This window comes from Pseudomonas sp. Root562 (genome assembly GCF_001427125.1).
In the GTDB taxonomy this organism is placed as follows: domain Bacteria; phylum Pseudomonadota; class Gammaproteobacteria; order Pseudomonadales; family Pseudomonadaceae; genus Aquipseudomonas.
The window spans coordinates 15,324-36,379 of record NZ_LMGK01000014.1 but is presented as its reverse complement, the minus strand read 5'-3'; the positions used below and the strand labels follow the sequence as shown (position 1 = coordinate 36,379).

Sequence of the window (21,056 nt, the reverse complement as noted above, 5' to 3'; positions counted from 1 at the left end):
TCAACCCCCCGCAGCGTACGACGGGAGTTGTGCCAGGTAAGGCCATGGATAGATCCCCCGTTCGTGGCCGTCGCTGAACACCAGTTGCAAGCCATAGCCCTGAGCGTTCAACCCGAGCACCTGAACACGGGCGTCGACCAGCGGCGGTGTGCCCTGCAAGCGAAACGCGCGACATTGCGAACACGGGCATTGGCGGCGCAACAGCGCGTAATCCAGCCACTGCTCGCGGCCGTCGGGCCAGCTCAGATGCAGTTGCTGTTTGCTCCGGGAATTGGCAACGGCCAGCGGGCTCATTGCAATTGACTCAGGGCAATGCGCACCGCTTTGCGCACTTCCGGGTCGCCGTCGTCTTGCGCAGCCAGCAAGGGGGCGATTGCACCGCGTTCACTCAGCTCACCCAGCGCCAGTGCAGCCTCCTTGCGCAGATTGCTGATGCGATGGCCCAGGGTTTCGATCAACGCGTCCAGCGCCGGTGCATAACGCAACCGACCGAGACTGCGGGTGGCACGCAGCCGCACTTGCCAGTAATCGTCACTCAAGGCCTCGACCAGTGCCGCTCCTGCATCGACGTGCCCGACCTTACCCAGCGTTGTCGCGGCTTCCTCGCGCACTTGCCAGGCCTGGTCCTGCAGGGCCTGGCGCAAGGCTGGCAACACTTGCGCATCGCAGGCCAGGCCGAGAGCGCCCGTGGCGGCGCGGCGGACTTCGGTGTCCGGGTCGTCGCTGGCCAATTTCGCCAGGGCCGTCAAGGCATCGAGCTGTTTGAGCCAGCCAAGCACGCCGACCGCTTCGCGACGAACGCCGGCGTCTTCATCGTTCAAGGCACCTGAAGCAGCCGCAGCGGCATCGGGAAAGCGCAATTCGCGCAAAGCCCTGAACGCGGCGATGCGCACGCTGATGTCCGCATGCGCGGTCCACGGCAGTATCACCCGGCCCGCCGCCTCGCTCTTGAGCAGGCTGAGGCTTTGCGCGGCGGCAGCCTGCACCGCCGGGGATGGATCGGTCAGGGCCTGGCACAACGCTTCGACCACAGGCTCGTCCTCCCAGGCTTCAAGCAATCGCGCGGCTTCGGCACGAACCTCTTCGGTCGGGTCCCGTGTCAGACGATTGACCAGCCACAGCAAACCGTCCGGTTCTTCGAGGTCAGCCAGATCGATCAAGGCAATTCTGCGCACGCCAGGATCTTCATCCGTCAGGCGCGGTTGCAGGGCGAGAATGTCGTCGTTATCGGTTACGTCAAATAGTGAGGTCATAAGGCAAATCGCGGCAGTTTGTTTTCAGGAGGCAATCCGAGAGGGTTCAGGCGCGGTAGCTGCCGACCGTCTTCGTGACGCAGGAGTTCGAGGCAATGACGCTTCAAGCGGGAAAATTCGGGGCTGGTCACCAGCTCGGTGGTACGCGGCCGGGGGAAATCCAGGCGCAGGTCTTCGATGATGCGACCAGGACGGGTGCTCATGACCAGCAAGCGATCAGCCAGGAACAACGCTTCGTCAATGTCGTGGGTGACAAACACAACCGTGGTGCGGATCCGTGTCCAGATGCCGAGCAGCAGTTCCTGCATGTTCAAGCGGGTCAAGGCATCGAGAGCACCGAAGGGTTCGTCCATCAGCAGCAGGCGCGGACGATTGACCAGCACCCGAGCGATCTCCACCCGCTGCTGCATACCGCCAGACAGTTGATCCGGCCAGCGATCGGCGAAACCTTCAAGGCCGACCAAGGCGAGGATTTCATCGGCCGCCCGCTGCCGCTCCGCTTTGCCGACGCCGCGCATTTTCAGGCCGAAAGCAACGTTGTCTCGCACTGTTCGCCATGGAAACAGGGTGTGCTGCTGGAACACCATGCCGCGCTGGGGTGATGGTCCGCAGACTTTGGCACCATCGACGTTGAGCGTGCCGGTCCGCGGTTGCAGGTGACCTGCCAGCGCGCCGAGCAACGTCGATTTGCCGCAACCGGACGGCCCGAGAATGCACACGAACTGACCCGGTGCGATCTGACACTCCAGACTCTGCACGGCTTCGAAGGCCGCCTTGCCCTCGCCGAGGCTGATCGACAAGTCACGTATATCGATCCGCCCTTCAGGATGTTGAAAAACGCTCATGAGGCTTTTCCTCGTGGTCGATGCCAAGGCGTGAACAACCCGCCCAGGCGCTTTATCAGCAGGCTGCTGCCCATGCCGAGCACGCCGATCAGCAACATGCCGACGACGATGTCGGGGTAGTTCTGAATGGTGTAGGACTCCCAGGTGTAATAACCGATGCCGTACTGGCCGGAGATCATTTCTGCGGTCACCAGGCAGAACCATGAAGTGCCCATGCCGATGGCCAGGCCGGTGATGATGCTGGGCGCGGCGCCCGGCAAAATCACCTCCAGCAAAATCGCCCGGCGCCCTGCCCCAAGGCTTTTCGCCGAGGCAATCAGCCGTGGGTCGACACCTTCCACGCCGTGCACGGTGTTGAGCAGGATCGGGAACAAGGCACCGGTGAACGTGATGAACACCATCGACAGTTCAGACGACGGAAACATCAGGATTGCCAGCGGAATCCACGCCACCGCCGGGATTGGCCGCAGCACTTCCAGCGGTGGCAAGAGCAAATCCTCAGCCCATTTCGAGCGGCCGATGGACAGCCCCAGAGCAACGCCGACGATCAACGCTGCGCAGTAACCGGCGAAGACCCGGCTGAGGCTGCTGCTCAAGTGACGAGCGAGCTTGCCGGAATCACCCAGCCCCAGCGCCGCCTCAACAACCGCCCCGGGGGTCGGCACGTTGGCGAAGGTTACCAGGCCGAGATTCCAGTGGTGGCTGGCGGCGAGTTGCCAGAAAAGCAGGCAAAACAACAGCGAGGCGACTCGGGGGAGCCAGCGTAAACAGGGTCCGTACACAATATTCCCTCTCACTTGAAAACCTGTGGGAGCTGGCTTGCCAGCGATTGCAGAGTGTCAGTCGACATCGGTATCGGCTGGTCTGGCCCCATCGCGGGCAAGCCCGCTCCCACAGGGGATTGCGGCGTTTTTGGGTTAGCGAACAGCCACAGCCTGCGCGGTGGCATCGGTGAAGTCGAAAACCTTGCCGCCTTGGGCGCTGGCGAATTGCTGGGCCTGGCCTTTGAGCAGGAACGCGCTGAGGCGCCCGTTGGCATCGCTGGCAAACCACGCCTGATCCGCCAGCAACTTGATCCCGCTGTCGCTGGCCTGGGCATACACCGCGCGGATGTTTTTGCCTTCCTGCTTGAGGCTGGCCAATGCGCTGAACGCCGCTTGCGTCGAGGCGTATTGGCGGACTTTCGGCTCACCGCGCACCCAGATTTCCGCCACGTGGCTGAAGTCGGTGATGGCTTTGCCGGTGGACGCATCCGTTGCAGTGAGCGGCGCCTGCGCGTAGTTCGCCAGTTGCGCGGTGTAGTCCAGGTTCGAAGCCTTGAACGCGGCGCGGATGTACTGATCGTCAATGAAGGTGTTCAGATCCAGACCGCGATCGGCTTTCTTCAACAATTTGAGCGTATCGATGGCCGTGCCCACCGCCTGGCGGTACTCCGGTTTCCAGCTCAGGTCGCGGGTTTGCACGCCCAGAGGGCCGTGGAACAGGTAATTCACCTCGGCATCGACGCCAGTGACCTTGGCGATCAGCTCGCTGTATTTCTCGGGCTCCGCGGCGAGCAACTGATTGGCCTCGATGCTCGCCCGCAGATAGGCGACGACAATTTCCGGGTACTTTTTCGCATAGTTCTGGTCGACCAGTGCGCCATGGAACGTTGGCGCTCCAGCCTGGGAACCGTCGTAGATCTTGCGCGCGAAACCGCGGCTCGGGAACAGTTCGGCGAACGGTACGAAGTCGGCATGGGCGTCGATCTTGCCCGCCTGCAACGCAGAGCCGGCGACTTCCGGCGGCTGGGCGATGATGTTCACGTCCTTGAGCGGGTCCCAGCCCTGGGCGGCCACGGCGCGCAGCAACATGCCATGGGCGGTGGAGGCGAACGGCACCGAAATGGTCTTGCCCTTGAGCTCCGCCAACGACTGCACGCCTGATGCACTCGGCACCACGATGCCGTTGCCACTGCCTTTGGTGCTGCCTGACAACACACTGATGAACAGGCTGTGCTTGCCCGCTGCTTCAAACGCCACGCCGTTGAATGAGCCCGGGAAATCGGCCATCGCGCCGAAGTCGAGTTTGCCGGCGACCATCTCATTGGTCAGCGGCGCGCCGCTGGTGAAATTCTTCCACTGCACCTCGTATTTGGCATCCTTGTATGGGCCGTCGTGGGGCAAGTATTTGTCCAGCAGGCCGAGTTCGCGGATCAACAGACCACCGGCGGCGCAGTTGATGGTGGTGTCCTGAGTGCCAATGGCAATGCGGATGGTTTCGGCCGAGGCCGACAAGGTGAATGACGCCAGTACCAGACCGGCCAACGCTGCACGCAACATCATGAGTGTTTCCCCTCGAATCATTTATTGGATGTTCGTCTCCGCCACGATCTGGGCGTGGTGGGAAACGAGGGGTGTTGTGGATCAGGCGTCCGGTGGTTGCCGGATGGCTTTGGGTTGTCTGAACTCGTTCCACTGTGGGAGCGAGCCTGCTCGCGATGGCGTTCGCTCTGTCAATGCAAATGCAAGCTGTGCCGGCCTCATCGCGAGCAGGCTCGCTCCCGCATTGTTCAGCGCAATAAGTAAGGGATGTCGACTTTCACCGCCCCGGTCGGGCAGTCCTTTTCACAGGGCATGCAGTACCAGCATTCATCGAAGGCCATGTAGGCCTTTTGGGTGGCCGGGTTGATTGCCAGAAGGTCCATCGGGCAAACGTCAACGCACACGGTGCAACCTTTGTGGGCGATGCAAAGCTCTTCATCGACCGTGACCGGTGCGTTGGAACGAAAGAAAATTTCCTGGGGTTGATAGGCCATGTTTAGAACTCTCTTATAGGGACCACGTCATGCCGCATCGGCACCGACCCGCAACCGGTCGTAGGCCTGCATTTCTTCGGCGCCCAGCGGGATGATGTAAGGCTCGACGGCTTTCTTGAAACTGGTCATCCGACCGTCATCGCCCTTTTTCAAGTGGCAATGGCAAAACCAGTCGCTGTCGTCGCGCTGCGGGTGATCGACCCGATAGTGGTAAAGCCCCCAGCGACTTTCGGCGCGGAACAGCGAAGCTCGTGCAGCCATTTCCGCGCAGTCGCGGATCATGCTGACTTCCATGGCGCGCATCAGTTCGTGGGCGTTGTGGGCCTTGATCTGATCGAGGTCGCGCTGGATATCGCTGAAGCGTTGCAAGCCGATCTGCATCTTCTTGGTCACTTTCGGCGGCTGCAGGTAATCGTTGACGAAGCGGCGCAGCTTGTACTCGACCTGAGCCGGTGGCAGTCCATGCTCACGATCCAACGGCGCGTAGACCCGTTGTTTTTCGCTTTCGATCTGCCGGGCATCCAGCACAGAGAACTCGCGATCAGCGACGAAATCCGCCGCGTTGTTGCCGGCAAACCAGCCGTAGGTGAACGCGCCGAGCATGTAATTGTGCGGCACGGCGGCCATGTCACCGGCCGAGTACAAGCCCTTGACCGACGTCTCGGCCTTTTCGTTGACCCACACCCCGGACGCCGAATGCCCACTGCAGAAGCCGATCTCGGAAATGTGCATCTCGACCATCTGCGTGCGGTAGTCGGTGCCGCGATTGGCGTGGAACTGACCACGACTCGGGCGCTCGTTGCTGTGCAGGATCTCTTCGATGTTCTGGATGGTTTCCTCGGCCAAGTGATCGAGTTTAAGGAACACCGGCCCGTTGCCGCTTTCGAGCTCCTGGTGGAACTCCCACATCATCTGCCCGCTCCAGTAGTCACACTCAATAAAGCGTTCGCCCTTGTTGTTGGCGGTGTAGCCCCCCAGCGGACCGGTGACGTAGGCGCAGGCCGGGCCGTTGTAATCCTTGATCAACGGGTTGATCTGGAAGCACTCCAGGTTCGCCAGTTCAGCCCCGGCGTGGTAGGCCATCGAGTAGCCGTCGCCGGCATTGGTCGGGTTTTCGTAGGTGCCCATCAGGTAGCCCGAGGACGGCAATCCCAGGCGCCCGGCGGCACCACAGGCGAGGATCACCGCCTTGGCCTTGATCACATAAAAATCAGCGGTGCGGCAATCAAACCCCATCACGCCGTTGACCGCGCCCTCTTCGTCCTTGAGCAACCGGGTGCACACCAGGCGATTGGTGATGCTCACCCGCGCCCGTTTCAACTGGCGATACAAGACCTTCTTGATGTCGTGACCTTCCGGCATCGGCAACACGTAGGCACCCATGTGATGGACCTTTTTCACCGCATAGTCGCCGGTTTCGTCTTTCTCGAACTTCACCCCCCAGCGGTCCAGTTGCTCGATGGTTTCGAAGCTGTGGGTGGCGTAGGCGTACACCGCCGCCTGGTTGACGATGCCATCGTTGGCAATGGTGATTTCCTTGGTGTACTGCTCCGCTGTCGAGTGGCCGGGAATGATCGCGTTGTTCAGGCCATCCATGCCCATGCTGATCGCGCCGCTACGCTTGACGTTGGCCTTGTCGACCAACAACACCCGCAGATCACGGTTGCGTTCCTTGGCCTTGATCGCCGCCATGGGGCCGGCGGTGCCGCCGCCGATGACGACGATGTCGTATTCCTGTTCGAGGGTCTTGCGACTCATGCCTGCTCCCCTTTTTGCCGGTCGATCCGCAGGCGGTACTGGAACGCATCGCCACGGTAATAAAGGTGTTCAAAGTCCACAGGGCGCCCCTGGGCATCGTGGGTCAGGCGCTCGATGCGCATGATCGGCGAGCCAGGTTCGACGTTCAGCGCCTGGGTCAAGTCGCTGTCGGCCAGCACCGCATCAATCGCCAGGTCGGCGTGCCCGAGGGCCACGCCGCAGTCGTTTTCGAGGATCAGGAAAATGTCGCGGGTCACCAGATCCGCCTTCTCCAGGCGCTCACCGATGGCTTTGGACAAGTAGGTGATTTCCAGCGAAATCGGCTCACGGTTGATCAGCCGAACGCGCTTGATCTGCGCCACGGTCTCGCCTTCGGCGACCTGCAATCGCTCAGCCACCAATTTATCGGCGGCGATGAACTTGAAGCTGCGCAGGCGGTTGATCACCTCGTAGCCGCGACCGGTCATGGACTCGGCCAGGCCTTGCAGAGTGCTGACGTTCTGGAAGGTTTTCGGCTTGGCAACGAAGGTGCCCTTGCCGTGGATCTTGTAGATCAACCCTTCCTTCTGCAGATCACCGAGGGCCTGGCGCACGGTAATTCGGCTGACTTTGAACAGCGTGCCGAGTTCGCTTTCCGACGGCATCTGGCTGTCTTGCGGGTATTCACCGTCAAGAATGCGGGCGCGCAGTACGTCACGCAGTTGGGTGTGCAGCGGAATACTGCTGTTGGAAAGAGGGCTGAGAGATAGAACGTTATCGGTCATCAAGATCACTTGTTATAACGAGTTATGACATGATCTTAGAGAGTCGCCGTTCCTCTTGAGAAATACTGTTTACGCATAAGGTTAGAAGTGCACTGGCGCAGGGCATTGTGGCGCCCTGTCCCAGCGCACCACGTCGATCATGCCCTGCGAGGATCAGCCGATGTGCAATGCACGCAAGTCCAGTCGGCCGTCTTGCATTGGCGGGCACCAGTAGTAGCCCCCGGTGATCGGTCGGCTGATGCGGTACAGACCATCAGTAATGCCGTCTTCCAGGCCGCTCATGCGACGCAATTGGACTTCGAAAGCGTCGAGGGAAAAACCGAAGGCAAGGAACATCAGGCCAGCACGTTCATCTTCAATCCATGGCATCGAGCGACGGACCACGAACGCTTCGGGGGCGAAGCTTTCCTGAGCGGTGCGTTTGACGTGGGCAGAGATCGGCGCGTCATCGAGCTCTTCGTTATCGCTCAAGCGGCGACCCATGATGTCGTCCGTTTCATGGGACGCCATTGCGTGAAAACGCTTGAGGTCATGCTGCCATTGCTGGATCGCGGCGAAACTGCCGCCCACCGTCCCTTCAGGGCCGTCGTTTACCAATGCGGCAGCCGCAGCGGCCTCGTCGCGAGGGTTTTCCGTGCCGTCTTCGTAGCCGGTCAGGTCATGGCCGTCACGGTGACGAAAGCCTTCAGTCACCTGCACCAGACGCAGAGCCGGTGCCAGCGCGGCTTCAAAGGCGTTGCTGCGATTGAGCAATTCGCCACGGTCAGTACCGTGCAGCCAGCACCACAGCGCCTGCTGCGTCGACGGATTGTCGACACCGACACCGGTCAACGCAGGAAACGCTCGCAGGCCCTGGATGTGGCCATTCAGCGCCTTGACCAGCGACTCACCAAAACCCACCACTGCCGATTTGCCATCCACCAGTTGCAGCAGCTTATCCAGCGCCGCCGGCAATTGTGCGGCGGATTCCAGGGCGAAGAACATATGACGGGCGTGAGGTGGAACGGGGGTGGCGAGAATGCCCGGCTGGTAATGACTCATATGAACTCCTTGATAAAGATCGCGAAGTTTAACCGCAGCACCGGCCGTTGTGTGCTCCGAGGTCAAAAGTTGCATTTCTAGATCCGGCCAAAGCGGTCTACGCTTGAGGCACAAGAACCCGATCCCAGCCCCTCTATTCTGCCCATTAGCGCTCGATTGTCTTAAAAAACCAGCTCATTAAGGCGTATAACCTTTGCAGCGATTTCCGAACGGCAAGCCATCAGCATTGGCTGACATCTCACACGGGGTAGCGACATGAGCACAGCAGATCTCCTCGGCAACCTGTTTCCCGAGGCCGGCAGCATCCCGGAAAAATACCGTCTCGACGGTCCGACCGAGCAGCGCGAATACCTGGTCGACGGTGTCCTGAAAACCTGGCCCGGTGCCCTCGCCCAGGTCCGCAGCCCGGTGTACCTGAGCGGGGCCAATGGCGACGAACAAGTGATCCTCGGCAGCACGCCACTGTTGGACGCCGACACCGCTTTGACCGCTCTGGACGCCGCCGTCCGTGCCTATGATCGCGGCCAGGGCCTGTGGCCGACGATGCGGGTGGCCGAACGCATCCAGCACGTTGAAGGCTTTCTTGCGCGGATGCGGGAGCAACGCGACGCCGTGGTCAAATTGCTGATGTGGGAAATCGGCAAGAATCTCAAGGACTCGGAAAAAGAGTTCGACCGCACCTGCGACTACATCGTCGACACGATCAACGCACTCAAGGAACTCGACCGCCGCTCCAGCCGCTTCGAGCTGGAACAGGACACCCTCGGCCAGATCCGCCGCGTCCCGCTGGGCGTGGCATTGTGCATGGGGCCTTACAACTATCCGTTGAACGAAACCTTCACCACGTTGATTCCGGCGCTGATCATGGGTAATACCGTGGTGTTCAAACCGGCGAAACTCGGCGTGCTATTGATTCGCCCGTTGCTCGAAGCCTTTCGCGACAGCTTCCCCGCCGGGGTGATCAACGTGATCTATGGCAGCGGTCGGGAAACCGTCAGTGCGCTGATGGCCAGCGGCAAGATAGACATCTTTGCCTTCATCGGTACCAACAAAGCCGCCAGCGACCTGAAAAAACTCCATCCAAAACCTCACCGCTTGCGTGCGGCACTGGGGCTGGATGCAAAGAACCCCGGCATCGTCCTGCCGGAAGTGGACCTGGACAACGCGGTCAACGAAGCAGTTACCGGCTCCCTGTCGTTCAACGGCCAGCGCTGCACCGCGTTGAAAATCCTGTTTGTCCACGAGGATGTGGTCGATGCTTTTATCGAGAAATTCAACGCCAAACTCGCCACCCTCAAACCCGGCATGCCTTGGGAAAGCGGTGTAGCCCTGACGCCTTTACCGGAGTCAGGCAAGGTCGACTATCTGCATTCGCTGGTGGCCGACGCCGTCAACAAAGGCGCTAAGGTGGTCAACCCCAATGGTGGCGCAGCCCGGGCGTCTTTTTTCTACCCCGCCGTGCTGTACCCGGTGACACCGCAGATGCGCGTTTACCAGGAAGAACAGTTCGGCCCGGTCGTACCCATCGTGCCCTATCGACATCTGGACACCGTGATCGATTACGTCCTGGAATCGGACTTTGGCCAACAGTTGAGTATCTTCGGCACCAACCCGGTGGCCGTTGGCCGTTTGGTAGACACCTTTGCCAACCAGGTCGGGCGCATCAATCTCAATGCCCAGTGCCAGCGCGGCCCGGACACTTACCCGTTCAACGGGCGCAAGAACTCCGCCGAAGGTACCCTGTCGGTACATGACGCTTTGCGGGTGTTTTCGATCCGCACGCTGGTGGCCACCAAATTCCAGGAGACCAACAAAGACCTGATCAGCGAGATCATCAGTGGTCGCAGCTCGAGCTTTTTGACCACCGACTACATCTTCTAAGTAGGCTGAGTCTTACTGCCAGCGCTGGTGCAACACCAAGGCAACATCGGCATAAAGCCGCTGCGCCTTGACGCAGTGCACCAGCGACTGGCGAAGACCGCACCGCGCTGGAACATCTGACCTCTCGTTACGGCGTAACGGCCCGACGAAATTTCAGGCTCCAACCCTGCTGCATACCCGCAGCCGCCAGCAGAATCGCGGCAACCCCGACCCATTGCAGCAACTCCAGGCGATGACCGAAGGCAAACCAGTCGACGAAGATCGCCGCGATCGGATAGATGAATGACAACGCGCCAGTCAATGCGGTCGGCAGTTTCTGGATAGCGCCGTACAACAGCACGTACATCACACCCGTGTGCACAATACCCAACGTCACCAGGCTGGACCACGCGCTCGTTGTCTGCGGCATGGCCGAAAAGTGCGCAAACGGCGCAAGTAGCAGTACACCGGTACTCACTTGAATCAGGGCAATCAGATGCGGCGGCGTGCCCGTCAGGCGTTTGATGATCAATGCGGCAATCGCGTAAAGAAATGCCGCACCCAGCGCCAACGCAATGCCCAGCAGGTATTCGTTGCCACTCTCGCCCTGCCCTCCATGGGCGCTGACAATCGCCAACATCCCGAGGAACGACACGCCCAGCCATGCAAGCTTTTGCAAGGTGATTTTCTCGTTGAGAAAAATCGCCGCAAGCCCCACCAACATGAACGGCTGAACGTTATAGACCGCTGTGCCGATGGCAATCGAAGCACGGGAATAGGAGGCAAACAACAACACCCAGTTGCCGACAATCGCCACACCACTGAGCACGGCCAACAGGAAAGTGGTACGAGTCAAAATGCCGGGGCGCAGGAAGCCGAAAGCCGCGCAGATCAGCAGCAAGGTACCGGCCCCGAACAAGCAGCGCCAGAACACCACATCCAGTACCGGTTGCCCTGAAACCAGCACAAACCAGCCAATGGTGCCGGAGATGAGCATGGCAGCGGTCATTTCAAATGAGCCGCGACGTATTGAGTTGTCCATCATTAGACTCCTGTGTTGATGGGCAAATTATGCCGATCAGCCGAAGCGCTTCTCCAGCGCAAAAAGAAGGCTAAAATCCAAATCTGCCTTTAATGCGAAGGCGATCTTGTAAAACTGCCTAATAGAGGTTTCGCCATGACCGATGACATCGACCAGGTGCTGATCACGGCTTTGATGGAAGACTCACGACGTTCGCTCAAAGCGTTGGCGCAAATCAGCGGGCTGTCCTCGCCCAGCGTTGCCGAGCGCCTGCGTCGTCTGGAAGAACGAGGTGTGCTCAAGGGCTACACCGTGGAAATCGACCCGAAATGCTTCGGCTATCAACTCCAGGCCATCGTGCGCATTCGCCCGCTGCCGGGCCAGTTGCATGAAGTGGAACGGCAGATCATGGCCATCCCCGAGTTCACCGAATGCGATAAAGTCACCGGTGACGACTGCTTCATCGCCCGCCTGCACGTCCGTTCGATGGAGCAATTGGATACCCTGCTCGACCGACTCAATACCCACGCAGAAACCAACACCGCCATCGTCAAGAAAACCCCGGTAAAACGCCGTTTGCCGCCGATGGCGTAGGTCATTTCACCCAATCGCAGACAATAAAAAACCCGCCGAAGCGGGTTTTTCGTTAGTGCCGACTTTTAGTCATCGCGGCTCATGATGCCGAACAGCTGCAACAAGCTGACGAACAGGTTGTAGATCGATACATACAGGCTGATGGTCGCCATGATGTAGTTGCGCTCGCCGCCATGGATGATGGCGCTGGTCTGGAACAAAATGCAGACCGAGGAGAACAGCACAAAACCTGCGCTGATCGCCAGTTGCAGGCCGCTGATCTGGAAGAAGAAGCTCGCCAGCGTCGCACCCAGCAGCACGAAGAAGCCTGCAGTGATGAAACCGCCGAGGAAGCTCATGTCCTTACGGGTGATCAGTACGTAGGCCGACAAGCCGCCGAACACCAGTGCCGTCATCGCGAAGGCCGAGCTGACGACTTCAGCACCGCCCTGCATGCCAAGGTAACGGTTGAGGATCGGGCCGAGCAGGAAACCCATGAAACCGGTCAGGGCAAATGCCGACACCAGACCCCACGCGGAATCACGAAGTTTGTTGGTAAGGAAGAAAAGACCGTAGAAGCCGATCAGCACCACGAAGATGTTCGGGTAGCCAACACGCATCTGCTGGGCAACGAAAGCCATTACACCGCTGAAAGCGAGGGTCAGGGCGAGCAAGCCGTATGTGTTGCGCAGGACGCGGCTAACCTCTAGCTGCTCAGCCTGCACGCTGTTATTAACTGCGTAATCCTGTTCGCGCATGGCGACACTCCTGTTGGTTTGAAACGTTCAGTCGCAAAGATCATAACAGACGCCCTGTAACAAGCTATGCAGAGAGTTTGACAGTGTGTTTCATTCAGGTATTATGGCGCCCGCAACGCAAACGGAGGTGTGGCCGAGTGGTTTAAGGCAACGGTCTTGAAAACCGTCGACTGTAACAGGTCCATGAGTTCGAATCCCATCGCCTCCGCCATATTTGTACTGAAAGGCCCCATTTTATGGGGCCTTTCTGCTTTCTGGGATTTCTGTTCCCCCATCTGTTCCCCCACTCTCTTTTGTTTGATTTTTCTACCTGCTGCCTTGGCTTCCCGGGGAACGTCGCGCTCGAACGTGATAGCACAGAGCTGTCGTCCAAAGCTCGAAGCGGACCAGATAGCCACAATCATGGTCCACCCTTGTCATACCCCCGCGCTCCAATCGACCAAAGCTTACCTCGTACGGTCATGCCGGTTCAAAGCGGCATAAAAAGGCAGACCCCGCGCTTCTACCCACAGAGGTGTACCACCCGGATTGGGCGCCCGTCTCAAGTCCTCCAGGCAGCGAATCCCTTTTTTATAAGTTTGGCTGCCTCTGAAAACCTAGATGTAAAAAATTATCGAAGGCTCTGATTGGAACGTCTGCTGCGACGACCGTCGGAAAGCAGGAGGCCCCTGCACGAGCATGCAAGTTAACGTTCGATTGATGTGATCGAAGCCGAAATTTTCAAAGACCTGGCGACCCGCTCTATCTGGAACAGATTCATGCGCTGACTCAGGCCCTGACACCCTCTGTAGGCGCAGGGCCAGCCAGTCAGATATCCGTAGCGACAATTGCCCAATCCTTGCACCAACAATCAACCCTGGTCGCGAGCATGGAGTACTTCTGGGCGGTCATCATTGTCGCCAGTGTTGCGCTGGTCATTTCTATCACGCAGAAAACCTTCAAGTGAGGCCTTTTCCGCTTATTAGACTGCATCACTGCCAATGCTCACAGAGCCTGACCAACTCATCGACCACATACCTGACCTTCGGTCGCAGGTGAGACACCTTCGGCCACACGGCATGTACATCGACAGCTTCGGGTTCATACCCTTGCAGAATCTCCACCAGCCTGCCCGCCTGGATATCCTCATGGAACAGGCTGCGTGGCATCTGACACAAACCGGCGCCAGCGACCGCCGCGAGAATCATGGCTTCCCCATCGCCAATCTGATGTGTCGAAGGTGGCGCGTAACGTACGGTCTGCCCTGCCTGCATGACCCGCCACGACAGCGGCTGGCCGCGTCGATGCCCGACAATGCAACGGTGCTGGCTCAGGTCTTCCAGCGTCTGCGGGACGCCAAAGCGCATCAGATAGTCAGGGGAGGCACAAATGACCCAGCGTTGTCGGGTCAGGCGCCGCGCTACCAGACCGCTGGTGTCCTGAAGTTCTCCAAAGCGAACGAGTAAATCGATGCCTTCCTCGAAGGGGTCAACCAGGTGATCGGAGAATGTCAGGCTCAGTTGCAAAGCCGGGTACTTGTTGGCGATCTCGAACAGCAATGGGGCCACGACCCGACGCCCGAATGCCACGGGAATGTCGACTCGGAGGCGTCCAGAGGGCTCGCCTCCACCGGGGCCCAATCCGCTCTCTGCGGCACCGATTTCTTCAAGGGCGGAAGAACACGCAACGAAATAAGCCTCACCATCGGCGGTCAGGGAGATGCGACGCGTGGTGCGATGAAACAACTGTGTACCCAAGCGTTCTTCCAGGCGCGCAATGGCTTTACCGACGGCGGATTTTGACACCCCGAGGCGCTCGGCAGCCTGGGTGAAGCTGATCGAACGCGCCGCCACGACGAAGGTGATGACGCCTTGAAACGATTCGATAGGTACCATGCCAGCTCGCCGATTGTAGAGATTTGATCTACCCAGATTATAGTTTTAGGCCGTTTATCGCCAGCAGACGCAACAGTAAGATGAGCTCCAGCAATACAACGGTGCAGTTTGCTCTCGCACGGCGTGCACCTCCTCCCGATCATCAATGCCCAAAAAGGACATCATCATGCCCGTCGTACGTGTGAGCTGGTTCGAAGGTAAAGAACACGCGCAAAAAGCTGCTGTTGCCGCCGACATCACCGAAAGCATCGTTAAGCACACCGGTACGGATGCCAATTACATCTACGTCATTTTCGAGGACGTGGCGGCTTCGGATTGGGCTGGCGCCGGCAAGCTGTTCGGGGACGCCCCCGAAAAAACCTGACCCCACCGCCATCGAATGCATCGGCTTGGCCAGCGATGCATCCTCAACAGGCTTTTCAGGAAGCCTCTGAAGCAAGGGCTACTCATGCACCCACATATTTCCTGCCTGTTCTCCCTAGCTGTAAAACCCGAAGCGTTTGCAGAGTTCAAGACGCTGATCTCGAACATCGTCGCCGCCACCCGCACTGAGGCTGGCACGCTGGTTTACGAATACAGCGTCAACGAAGACAACAGCACGGTTCACATCCTTGAACGCTATAACGCCGACGCCATCGTCAGTCACGTAGACACCACCTTCGCACCCTTCGGCAAACGTTTCCTTGAGTTGTGCACCATCACCAGTCTGGTGGTCTACGGCACGCCGGATGCTGAAGTGCGCAAACGCCTGGATCCGTTCGGCGCGGTCTACATGACCCCTTTCGACGGCTTCAGTCGATAAGTCTATTGACTGTGCACGCCGACGGTAACCGCCGTGGCTGCGCACACTCCCACCCTGCACAGAGACCACCATGTCCGGTATTGCTGAAGTTATTAAGTCCCGAATTTCCGCCAACAGCTACGACACGGAACGTGAGTTGACCGACCAACAGGTCAGCGACCTGATCGATCTGGCTACGCACGCCCCTTCGGCCTTCAACCTCCAAAACTGGAAGTTCCTGGCCGTTCGCAGCAGTGAAGCCAAGGCACGGTTGCTGCCGCTGGCCTACGGCCAACAGAAAGTCATGGACGCCGCCGTGACCTTCATTGTCTGTGGCACCCTCAATCCCCATGAAACCCTACCTTCGGCCCTGAAACCGACGCTGGACGCCGGCATTATCGACCAGTCGATCTACGACATGTGGCTCGGCGCCGCTCAAGGCATGTACCAGCAAAACCCGCAGTTGCAACGCGATGAGGCAATCCGCTCGGGCTCGCTGGCGGCCATGACCCTGATGCTCGCCGCCAAAGGTCAAGGCCTTGTTTCGACGCCAATGATCGGTTTCGACCAATCGGCAGTGGCACAAGCGTTCGGTCTTGGCGCGACGGAGATCCCGGTGATGTTGATCACCGTTGGCTACCCTGGTTCGGCCAACTGGCCTCAAAAGCCTCGCAAAGCTGTTAACGAAGTTCTGCAATTCGTGTAAGCCATGCTGCCAGCGAGAGCCAGGTACTCCCTGGCTGCGCGGGCCTTTCATGATCAACACGCGCCTACAACATGCCTGGACTGTAAGCCAGTGTCCGAGAACCCCATCTCACCCGCCTCGCTTCGCGCGATCCTGATCGCAGCCTGTTTGGGATTCCTTGTCGTTCAACTCGATGTGAGTGTCGTCAACGTCGGCCTGGGCGCCCTCAAGAGTGCATTCGGTAGCGACCTCACAGGCCTGCAGTGGGTCATCAACAGCTACGCGTTGCCTTTTTCTGCCCTGCTCATCCTGGGGGGCGCCTGGGGCGACAAATGGGGAGCGAAGTCCGTGTTTGCAGCGGGCTTCGCTCTCTTTACGCTTGCCTCCATTGGCTGTGGTGCCGCCGCCAGCATGAGCATGCTGATCACCATGCGTGTCGTGCAGGGCATCGGTGCGGCTTTTCTGATACCGACATCACTTACCCTGATTCGCGTGTCATTTCATGACCCCGACGCGCGTCGTGCCGCGGTTGCACTCTGGGGCGCCTGTGGGGGTATCGCATTGGCCGCCGGTCCTGTGATTGGCGGTTTGATGATCGAGTACTTCGGCTGGCGAAGCGTATTTCTGCTTAATATTCCGATCGGCCTTCTGGCTGTCGGGCTGATTCTGCGCTATGCCCCTGCCTCCCCTCGGGTTAATAAGCAGGTCGATTTGCCAGGGCAAATCAGTATCGCGATTTGCCTGGCGTCACTGACCTATGGCTTGACCGAATCCAGTGCAAAAGGCTGGGCAAGCGAGACACTGACGGCAATGGCCATTGCCGTGATCAGTGCGGTGGCATTCATCCTGATCGAGCGTCGGGTAAAACATCCCATGCTGCCCACCCACCTGGCGAAGAACAAAGTGCTGGGGAGCATGGCGCTTGCAGGCGCTGCGATTAATTTGACGTTTTATGGGACGGTTTTTGTTTTCAGCATCTACTTTCAAGCGTTCCTGCACTACGACGCATTCAAAACCGGATTGTCGTTTATCCCGCTGACAGCGGTGCTGACACTTTCCACGATGCTCTCATCGAGGTTCGCCCGGCGATTCAGTGCCACTCGCATTATCACGACGGGTTTCACGGTTCAGATCGTAGGATTCATCGCGCTCTCTCAGACCACATCCAACAGCTCGCTCTGGCTGCTCAACGGTGCGTTGATGCTGGTGGGAATCGGTAGCGCCATGTCAGTACCGTTCATAACCAACTCGATGCTGTCCTCGGTCACGCAGCATGACGCAGGCATCGCCTCCGGCCTGATGGCCTCCGCCCGGCAACTGGGCGGAGTAATAGGTGTTGCTGTGTCCGGCACGATGATCGCTCATACGGACAAAACCGATTTTTCTGCGGGGCTATCCAGCGCGATGCTGTTTTCAGCATTGGTCCTGGCGGTTTGCATCGCGGTCAATCTGTATTCGGCCACCGCTCGACGTCCATAAATCGCGGAGGGGGGCTGCCCTCCTCGCCATATCTTCAACCGGATTGGATTGCACTTTGAATTACCCACTGAACAATCAATCGCTGCTTTCACTGCTGGGCAAAGACTTTCACTTTCCCCATGAAATACCTGGCCAACCTGTTCGGGTTTCTGACTTTGATAGCCTGAAACTCAACAGCTTTGTCACCAGCGACGGGGTCAACCTCGCCTATTGGGAGGCCGGGGCTGGCACGCCGTTGATTTTCATCCCGGGATGGTCAGCCAACGGCGCCTTGTATTTCCACCTCATGCACATCCTCAGCCAGCACTATCACGTGTACGTGCTGGATGTCAGAAACCAGGGACTCTCCGAAAAGGTCAGCTTCGGCAACCGGATTTCCCGCTATGCCATGGACGTAAAACAGTTTGCCGATCACCTGGGCGTGTCCGAAGCCGATTACTGCGGTTGGTCGATGGGGGCGTCGATTCTGTGGGCCTATATCGACCTGTTCGGCACACAAGGCATACGCACGCTGAGCATCATTGACCAGGCACCCTCCGTTTATTGTCACGAAGACTGGACGGAACAGGAACGACTGCAAGCCGGGGCGTTCACCACCTCGCCCGAGCGCATGATTGCGTCCTACGCCAAAGGAGCACCCACCAATCAACTGATCAGCGCGACTCGGGTGCTGGAACGCGCCACTGCACTGGACTCAGCCTGGTTTCACAACGTAATAAGCCTGGCTCAAGCCGTTATGAAGGATGACATGGCGTTTATGGAGCGCGTGCTGTTCGATCACGTCACCAACGATTGGCGGGATGTCATCCAGGCAAAGATTGATGTTCCTACCGCGATTTTCACTGGCGAATACAGCGACTGGCTGGACAGCCAGCGCTGGATGAATTCGGTCGTTTCCGGATCTGCGCTGCATGTGTATACCAAGGCCGAACAGGGCGATCACTTCCTGGCGTTGAAAAATCCGGAAAAGTTCTCGGCCGACCTGCGAGGCTTCCTGGACAAGTATTGAGTCTGCCGCCGTCCGGCGAAGTCCTCTCTACTGCTCCCATTGAGGGTTGGCAAATCGTTCAGCGAGAAAGTTGATCAACACCCGGACTTTGGTTGCCAAGTGCTTGCGCGTGGGATAGACCACGTAAATACCTAACTCGACGGATTGGTACTCAGGCAGAATCTCGATCAGGTCCCCTTTGCGCAGATCGTCGGCCACCATGAAGCTGGGCTGCAAGGCAATGCCGCCCCCCGCCAGGGCGATACTGCGACAGGTATCGCCATTGTTGCAGCGCACAATCGAGCGGGTGCGCACACTTTCGCTGCCATCAGGGCCCGTAAACTGCCATTCATTGCCACTGGCGAAGTTGGTGTACGCAATCACTCCGTGCTCTGCCAGGTCTGCCAGCGTGCGCACTTGAGGGTGGCTCGCCAGATACTCGGGTGAAGCACACAGGCACATCCGCGTGCCCGCCAGTCGGCGCCCTATCAAGGTAGAGCTCTCCATGCGAGCAATACGAACAGCGGCGTCGAAGCCCTCCTCCACAAGATCCACCAGTCGGTCATTCAAACTGATGTCCAGCTCGACGTTGGGATAAGCCTTCATGAATTCGCCCCAGATGGGCGCCAAGTGGAGCACACCGAAACTGACCGGCGCATTCACCCGCAAAACGCCACTGGGCTCCGGTGCGGTGGACGATACGGCCTCTTCGGCCTGATCCATGAGCGCCAGGACTTCACGCGCCTGGTGATAAAACTGACGCCCCTCCTCCGTCAATGACAGCCGTCGGGTCGTGCGGTGCAGCAACCGCGCGCCGAGTCGCTCTTCGAGGCCGCTCACGTAGCGAGAGATGGCCGCTTTAGACATTCCCAGCGGTTCGGCAGCGCCGATAAAACTGCCTTTATCGACCACGGTGCAGAAGACCTGCATCTCTAGCGCTCTGTCCATCATTGTCTCTTTAAGTGGAACTGTTAATCGCATTTGGCCTAATTTATCTCATTTTCACAGCCTATAAACTGAGGCCATTGAAACGCAGATCAAATCATTGAGGAGCATTCACCATGAACACGTCGTTCCCCCTGTTGTTTGTGTCGCATGGTGCTCCAATGTTCGCCATCGAGCCTGGTCTGGCGGGTCAACGTCTGGCCGAACTCGGTCGCGAACTGCCGCGACCCGATGCCATCGTCATTCTCTCCCCGCACTGGATGACCCGCGGCGAAGTCTGTGTTACGGAGAGCACCACCCCCGAAACCATTCACGATTTCGGTGGATTTCCCGAGGCCTTGTACCAGTTGCGCTACCCGGCACCGGGCGCTCCGGCCCTCGCCGCCCATATCGTGGGTCTGCTACAGAACGCGGGATGGAAGTCTCGGCTTGACGCCCGTCGAGGCCTGGATCACGGCGCCTGGGTGCCTCTGCTTTATCTGGCCCCTGAAGCCGACATTCCCGTCGTTCAGGTATCCATGCCTGCCGGACTCGACACCTACCAGGCCTGGAAACTGGGCAAAGCGCTTATGCCCCTGCGCGATATGAACGTGCTGATCGTGGCTTCCGGGAGCCTGACCCATAACTTGTATGAGTTTCGCGGGGCTGCCAGCCATGGGGCGGACTACGTCAAAGAATTTGCCGCCTGGACCGCCAAGGCCCTGAAGGCAGGGGACACCGATCTACTGCTGAACTTCATGCAGCACGCCCCATCCGCCGAACGCGCACACCCGACTGACGAGCATTTTTTGCCGTTGCTCATCGCCCTTGGCGCGGCCGGCGAACACTATGAAACCCGTGTTCTTGAGGGCGGCGTGAGCTACGGAGTGTTGTCGATGGACAGCTACCTTTTTTCCTCTAACCACAAGAATGGATCTCAATCCATTCAGCTCAATCAAGGCATGACAGACCATGGGTGACATGACATTTTCTGAAGCGGCACGCGAGCCGCAAACGGGCCTGTTTTTCCGCAAAGGGAGCAATACTGCGGCGCCCAAGGGCCGTCTGCTTTTACTGCATGGTGTGGGGTCAAACGAAGCGAATCTAGCCTCACTGGCCAAATGGTTACCGCAAGAGCTGGAAGTGATCCTGCTGCGTGGTCCGCTGCAAGTCGGCCCACAGGGCTACGCCTGGTACCAGGTGACCTTCACCGGCAACGGCCCCTCCTTCAATCAAGAGCAAGCGGAGTCCAGCCGTCAACTGCTGCAGCGTTTCATCGACGCCTTGCCACCGTTGCCGACCGTGATCGCCGGCTTCAGCCAGGGCGGCATCATGAGCGCGAGCCTTGGGCTCACCGAGCCTGAGCAGGTTGCCGGTTTCGCCATTTTGAGCGGCCGAATGCTGCGTGAACTTGATCCTCGGATCGCCTCTGCCGATCGGCTCAAGTCCGTCCGCGCATTCATTGCCCATGGGCAGCAGGACAACGTCCTGCCTGTGGCCTGGGCGAAAGAAGCGGATGCCTGGCTGGATCGAATCGGCGTTGTCCATGAAACGCATTTCTACGACATGGCCCACGAGATCGTCGCTGAAGAACTGGCGGACTTCTCGCAATGGCTGAACCACACGCTGTCTCTCTCCAAGTAAAAAAAGGAACT

General features: G+C 58.8%; 22 protein-coding genes, 1 tRNA gene and 1 pseudogene. 11 read left to right on the top strand and 13 right to left on the bottom strand.

Annotation, left to right across the window (positions count from 1 at the left end):
- From ASD60_RS13350 to ASD60_RS13310, 9 genes are all read right to left on the bottom strand, one after another.
- The gene (locus ASD60_RS13350; RefSeq protein ID WP_056854454.1) at positions 1–294 is read right to left on the bottom strand and encodes a DUF971 domain-containing protein; all 294 of its coding nucleotides are present in this window, start codon (positions 292–294) and stop codon (positions 1–3) included.
- Positions 291–1,253 carry a HEAT repeat domain-containing protein gene (locus ASD60_RS13345; RefSeq protein ID WP_056854453.1) on the bottom strand — a complete coding sequence of 321 codons (963 nt, stop codon included), beginning with the start codon at positions 1,251–1,253 and terminating at the stop codon, positions 291–293. The genes ASD60_RS13350 and ASD60_RS13345 overlap by 4 nt, the downstream gene beginning before the upstream one ends.
- On the bottom strand, positions 1,250–2,098 hold the full coding sequence (locus ASD60_RS13340; protein WP_056854452.1) for an ABC transporter ATP-binding protein: 849 nt from the start codon (positions 2,096–2,098) through the stop codon (positions 1,250–1,252). Before ASD60_RS13340 ends, ASD60_RS13345 begins: the two co-directional genes overlap by 4 nt.
- A complete protein-coding gene (locus tag ASD60_RS13335) occupies positions 2,095–2,880 on the bottom strand; it encodes an ABC transporter permease (protein ID WP_056854451.1) in 786 nt (261 codons plus the stop codon). The genes ASD60_RS13340 and ASD60_RS13335 overlap by 4 nt, the downstream gene beginning before the upstream one ends.
- Before the next feature lie 135 nt (positions 2,881–3,015).
- Positions 3,016–4,422: an ABC transporter substrate-binding protein gene (locus ASD60_RS13330; protein ID WP_162250576.1), complete on the bottom strand. Its 1,407-nt coding sequence runs from the start codon at positions 4,420–4,422 to the stop codon at positions 3,016–3,018.
- 227 nt (positions 4,423–4,649) lie between these two features.
- Positions 4,650–4,895: a 4Fe-4S dicluster domain-containing protein gene (locus ASD60_RS13325; RefSeq protein WP_056854450.1), complete on the bottom strand. Its 246-nt coding sequence runs from the start codon at positions 4,893–4,895 to the stop codon at positions 4,650–4,652.
- 27 nt (positions 4,896–4,922) lie between these two features.
- Entirely contained in the window at positions 4,923–6,653 is a 1,731-nt protein-coding gene (locus ASD60_RS13320) for a fumarate reductase/succinate dehydrogenase flavoprotein subunit (protein WP_056854449.1), read from the bottom strand.
- Positions 6,650–7,417 carry a GntR family transcriptional regulator gene (locus ASD60_RS13315; RefSeq protein ID WP_056854448.1) on the bottom strand — a complete coding sequence of 256 codons (768 nt, stop codon included), beginning with the start codon at positions 7,415–7,417 and terminating at the stop codon, positions 6,650–6,652. Before ASD60_RS13315 ends, ASD60_RS13320 begins: the two co-directional genes overlap by 4 nt.
- A gap of 153 nt (positions 7,418–7,570) precedes the next feature.
- Positions 7,571–8,458: a Dyp-type peroxidase gene (locus ASD60_RS13310; RefSeq protein WP_056854447.1), complete on the bottom strand. Its 888-nt coding sequence runs from the start codon at positions 8,456–8,458 to the stop codon at positions 7,571–7,573.
- Positions 8,459–8,713: 255 nt separating this feature from the next.
- Between ASD60_RS13310 and ASD60_RS13305 the strand changes: the two genes are divergently transcribed.
- Positions 8,714–10,339 (top strand): NADP-dependent glyceraldehyde-3-phosphate dehydrogenase, encoded by a 1,626-nt coding sequence (locus ASD60_RS13305; protein WP_056854446.1) that lies wholly within the window; start codon positions 8,714–8,716, stop codon positions 10,337–10,339.
- Positions 10,340–10,466: 127 nt separating this feature from the next.
- Here ASD60_RS13305 and ASD60_RS13300 read toward each other — a convergent pair whose 3' ends face one another.
- Positions 10,467–11,360, bottom strand: coding sequence for a DMT family transporter (locus tag ASD60_RS13300; protein WP_056854445.1), 894 nt, complete (start codon positions 11,358–11,360; stop codon positions 10,467–10,469).
- A 135-nt stretch (positions 11,361–11,495) separates the two neighbouring features.
- Between ASD60_RS13300 and ASD60_RS13295 the strand changes: the two genes are divergently transcribed.
- A complete protein-coding gene (locus ASD60_RS13295) occupies positions 11,496–11,933 on the top strand; it encodes an Lrp/AsnC family transcriptional regulator (protein ID WP_056854444.1) in 438 nt (145 codons plus the stop codon).
- 65 nt (positions 11,934–11,998) lie between these two features.
- Here the strand turns inward: ASD60_RS13295 and ASD60_RS13290 are convergent, their stop codons facing one another.
- Positions 11,999–12,670, bottom strand: coding sequence for a Bax inhibitor-1/YccA family protein (locus ASD60_RS13290; protein ID WP_008006561.1), 672 nt, complete (start codon positions 12,668–12,670; stop codon positions 11,999–12,001).
- A gap of 123 nt (positions 12,671–12,793) precedes the next feature.
- Between ASD60_RS13290 and ASD60_RS13285 the strand changes: the two genes are divergently transcribed.
- Together ASD60_RS13285 and ASD60_RS29400 are read left to right on the top strand one after the other, a co-directional pair.
- Positions 12,794–12,881 (top strand) — tRNA-Ser (locus ASD60_RS13285).
- Between the two features lie 522 nt (positions 12,882–13,403).
- Positions 13,404–13,616: pseudogene (locus ASD60_RS29400) on the top strand (MFS transporter); the annotation flags it as partial.
- Between the two features lie 25 nt (positions 13,617–13,641).
- On the opposite strand, the gene ASD60_RS13280 reads toward ASD60_RS29400, so the two are convergent.
- The gene (locus ASD60_RS13280; protein ID WP_056854443.1) at positions 13,642–14,544 is read right to left on the bottom strand and encodes a LysR family transcriptional regulator; all 903 of its coding nucleotides are present in this window, start codon (positions 14,542–14,544) and stop codon (positions 13,642–13,644) included.
- A 166-nt stretch (positions 14,545–14,710) separates the two neighbouring features.
- Here ASD60_RS13280 and ASD60_RS13275 point away from each other — a divergent pair, with 166 nt between their 5' ends.
- The 5 genes from ASD60_RS13275 to ASD60_RS13255 all read left to right on the top strand — a co-directional run bounded on the left by ASD60_RS13275 (position 14,711) and on the right by ASD60_RS13255 (position 18,498).
- On the top strand, positions 14,711–14,908 hold the full coding sequence (locus tag ASD60_RS13275) for a tautomerase family protein (RefSeq protein ID WP_056854461.1): 198 nt from the start codon (positions 14,711–14,713) through the stop codon (positions 14,906–14,908).
- An 84-nt stretch (positions 14,909–14,992) separates the two neighbouring features.
- On the top strand, positions 14,993–15,346 hold the full coding sequence (locus tag ASD60_RS13270; RefSeq protein ID WP_056854442.1) for a putative quinol monooxygenase: 354 nt from the start codon (positions 14,993–14,995) through the stop codon (positions 15,344–15,346).
- Positions 15,347–15,416: 70 nt separating this feature from the next.
- On the top strand, positions 15,417–16,031 hold the full coding sequence (locus ASD60_RS13265; RefSeq protein ID WP_007970836.1) for a nitroreductase family protein: 615 nt from the start codon (positions 15,417–15,419) through the stop codon (positions 16,029–16,031).
- Between the two features lie 90 nt (positions 16,032–16,121).
- On the top strand, positions 16,122–17,489 hold the full coding sequence (locus ASD60_RS13260) for an MFS transporter (RefSeq protein WP_056854441.1): 1,368 nt from the start codon (positions 16,122–16,124) through the stop codon (positions 17,487–17,489).
- Positions 17,490–17,544: 55 nt separating this feature from the next.
- Entirely contained in the window at positions 17,545–18,498 is a 954-nt protein-coding gene (locus ASD60_RS13255; protein ID WP_056854440.1) for an alpha/beta fold hydrolase, read from the top strand.
- A 27-nt stretch (positions 18,499–18,525) separates the two neighbouring features.
- On the opposite strand, the gene ASD60_RS13250 is transcribed toward ASD60_RS13255, so the two are convergent.
- Positions 18,526–19,425 carry a LysR family transcriptional regulator gene (locus ASD60_RS13250; RefSeq protein ID WP_056854439.1) on the bottom strand — a complete coding sequence of 300 codons (900 nt, stop codon included), beginning with the start codon at positions 19,423–19,425 and terminating at the stop codon, positions 18,526–18,528.
- A gap of 113 nt (positions 19,426–19,538) precedes the next feature.
- On the opposite strand from ASD60_RS13250, the gene ASD60_RS13245 reads away from it, so the two are divergent.
- Positions 19,539–20,381, top strand: coding sequence for a DODA-type extradiol aromatic ring-opening family dioxygenase (locus ASD60_RS13245; protein WP_056854438.1), 843 nt, complete (start codon positions 19,539–19,541; stop codon positions 20,379–20,381).
- On the top strand, positions 20,374–21,045 hold the full coding sequence (locus tag ASD60_RS13240; RefSeq protein WP_056854437.1) for an alpha/beta hydrolase: 672 nt from the start codon (positions 20,374–20,376) through the stop codon (positions 21,043–21,045). The genes ASD60_RS13245 and ASD60_RS13240 overlap by 8 nt, the downstream gene beginning before the upstream one ends.
- Positions 21,046–21,056: the final 11 nt, after the last annotated feature.

Coding starts and splice junctions, on each gene's coding strand:
- ASD60_RS13350 (WP_056854454.1), bottom strand. CDS start 294: ATGAGCCCGCTGGCCGTTGCCAATTCCCGGAGCAAACAGCAACTGCAT.
- ASD60_RS13345 (WP_056854453.1), bottom strand. CDS start 1,253: ATGACCTCACTATTTGACGTAACCGATAACGACGACATTCTCGCCCTG.
- ASD60_RS13340 (WP_056854452.1), bottom strand. CDS start 2,098: ATGAGCGTTTTTCAACATCCTGAAGGGCGGATCGATATACGTGACTTG.
- ASD60_RS13330 (WP_162250576.1), bottom strand. CDS start 4,422: ATGATGTTGCGTGCAGCGTTGGCCGGTCTGGTACTGGCGTCATTCACC.
- ASD60_RS13325 (WP_056854450.1), bottom strand. CDS start 4,895: ATGGCCTATCAACCCCAGGAAATTTTCTTTCGTTCCAACGCACCGGTC.
- ASD60_RS13320 (WP_056854449.1), bottom strand. CDS start 6,653: ATGAGTCGCAAGACCCTCGAACAGGAATACGACATCGTCGTCATCGGC.
- ASD60_RS13315 (WP_056854448.1), bottom strand. CDS start 7,417: ATGACCGATAACGTTCTATCTCTCAGCCCTCTTTCCAACAGCAGTATT.
- ASD60_RS13310 (WP_056854447.1), bottom strand. CDS start 8,458: ATGAGTCATTACCAGCCGGGCATTCTCGCCACCCCCGTTCCACCTCAC.
- ASD60_RS13305 (WP_056854446.1), top strand. CDS start 8,714: ATGAGCACAGCAGATCTCCTCGGCAACCTGTTTCCCGAGGCCGGCAGC.
- ASD60_RS13300 (WP_056854445.1), bottom strand. CDS start 11,360: ATGGACAACTCAATACGTCGCGGCTCATTTGAAATGACCGCTGCCATG.
- ASD60_RS13295 (WP_056854444.1), top strand. CDS start 11,496: ATGACCGATGACATCGACCAGGTGCTGATCACGGCTTTGATGGAAGAC.
- ASD60_RS13290 (WP_008006561.1), bottom strand. CDS start 12,670: ATGCGCGAACAGGATTACGCAGTTAATAACAGCGTGCAGGCTGAGCAG.
- ASD60_RS13280 (WP_056854443.1), bottom strand. CDS start 14,544: ATGGTACCTATCGAATCGTTTCAAGGCGTCATCACCTTCGTCGTGGCG.
- ASD60_RS13275 (WP_056854461.1), top strand. CDS start 14,711: ATGCCCGTCGTACGTGTGAGCTGGTTCGAAGGTAAAGAACACGCGCAA.
- ASD60_RS13270 (WP_056854442.1), top strand. CDS start 14,993: ATGCACCCACATATTTCCTGCCTGTTCTCCCTAGCTGTAAAACCCGAA.
- ASD60_RS13265 (WP_007970836.1), top strand. CDS start 15,417: ATGTCCGGTATTGCTGAAGTTATTAAGTCCCGAATTTCCGCCAACAGC.
- ASD60_RS13250 (WP_056854439.1), bottom strand. CDS start 19,425: ATGGACAGAGCGCTAGAGATGCAGGTCTTCTGCACCGTGGTCGATAAA.
- ASD60_RS13245 (WP_056854438.1), top strand. CDS start 19,539: ATGAACACGTCGTTCCCCCTGTTGTTTGTGTCGCATGGTGCTCCAATG.
- ASD60_RS13240 (WP_056854437.1), top strand. CDS start 20,374: ATGGGTGACATGACATTTTCTGAAGCGGCACGCGAGCCGCAAACGGGC.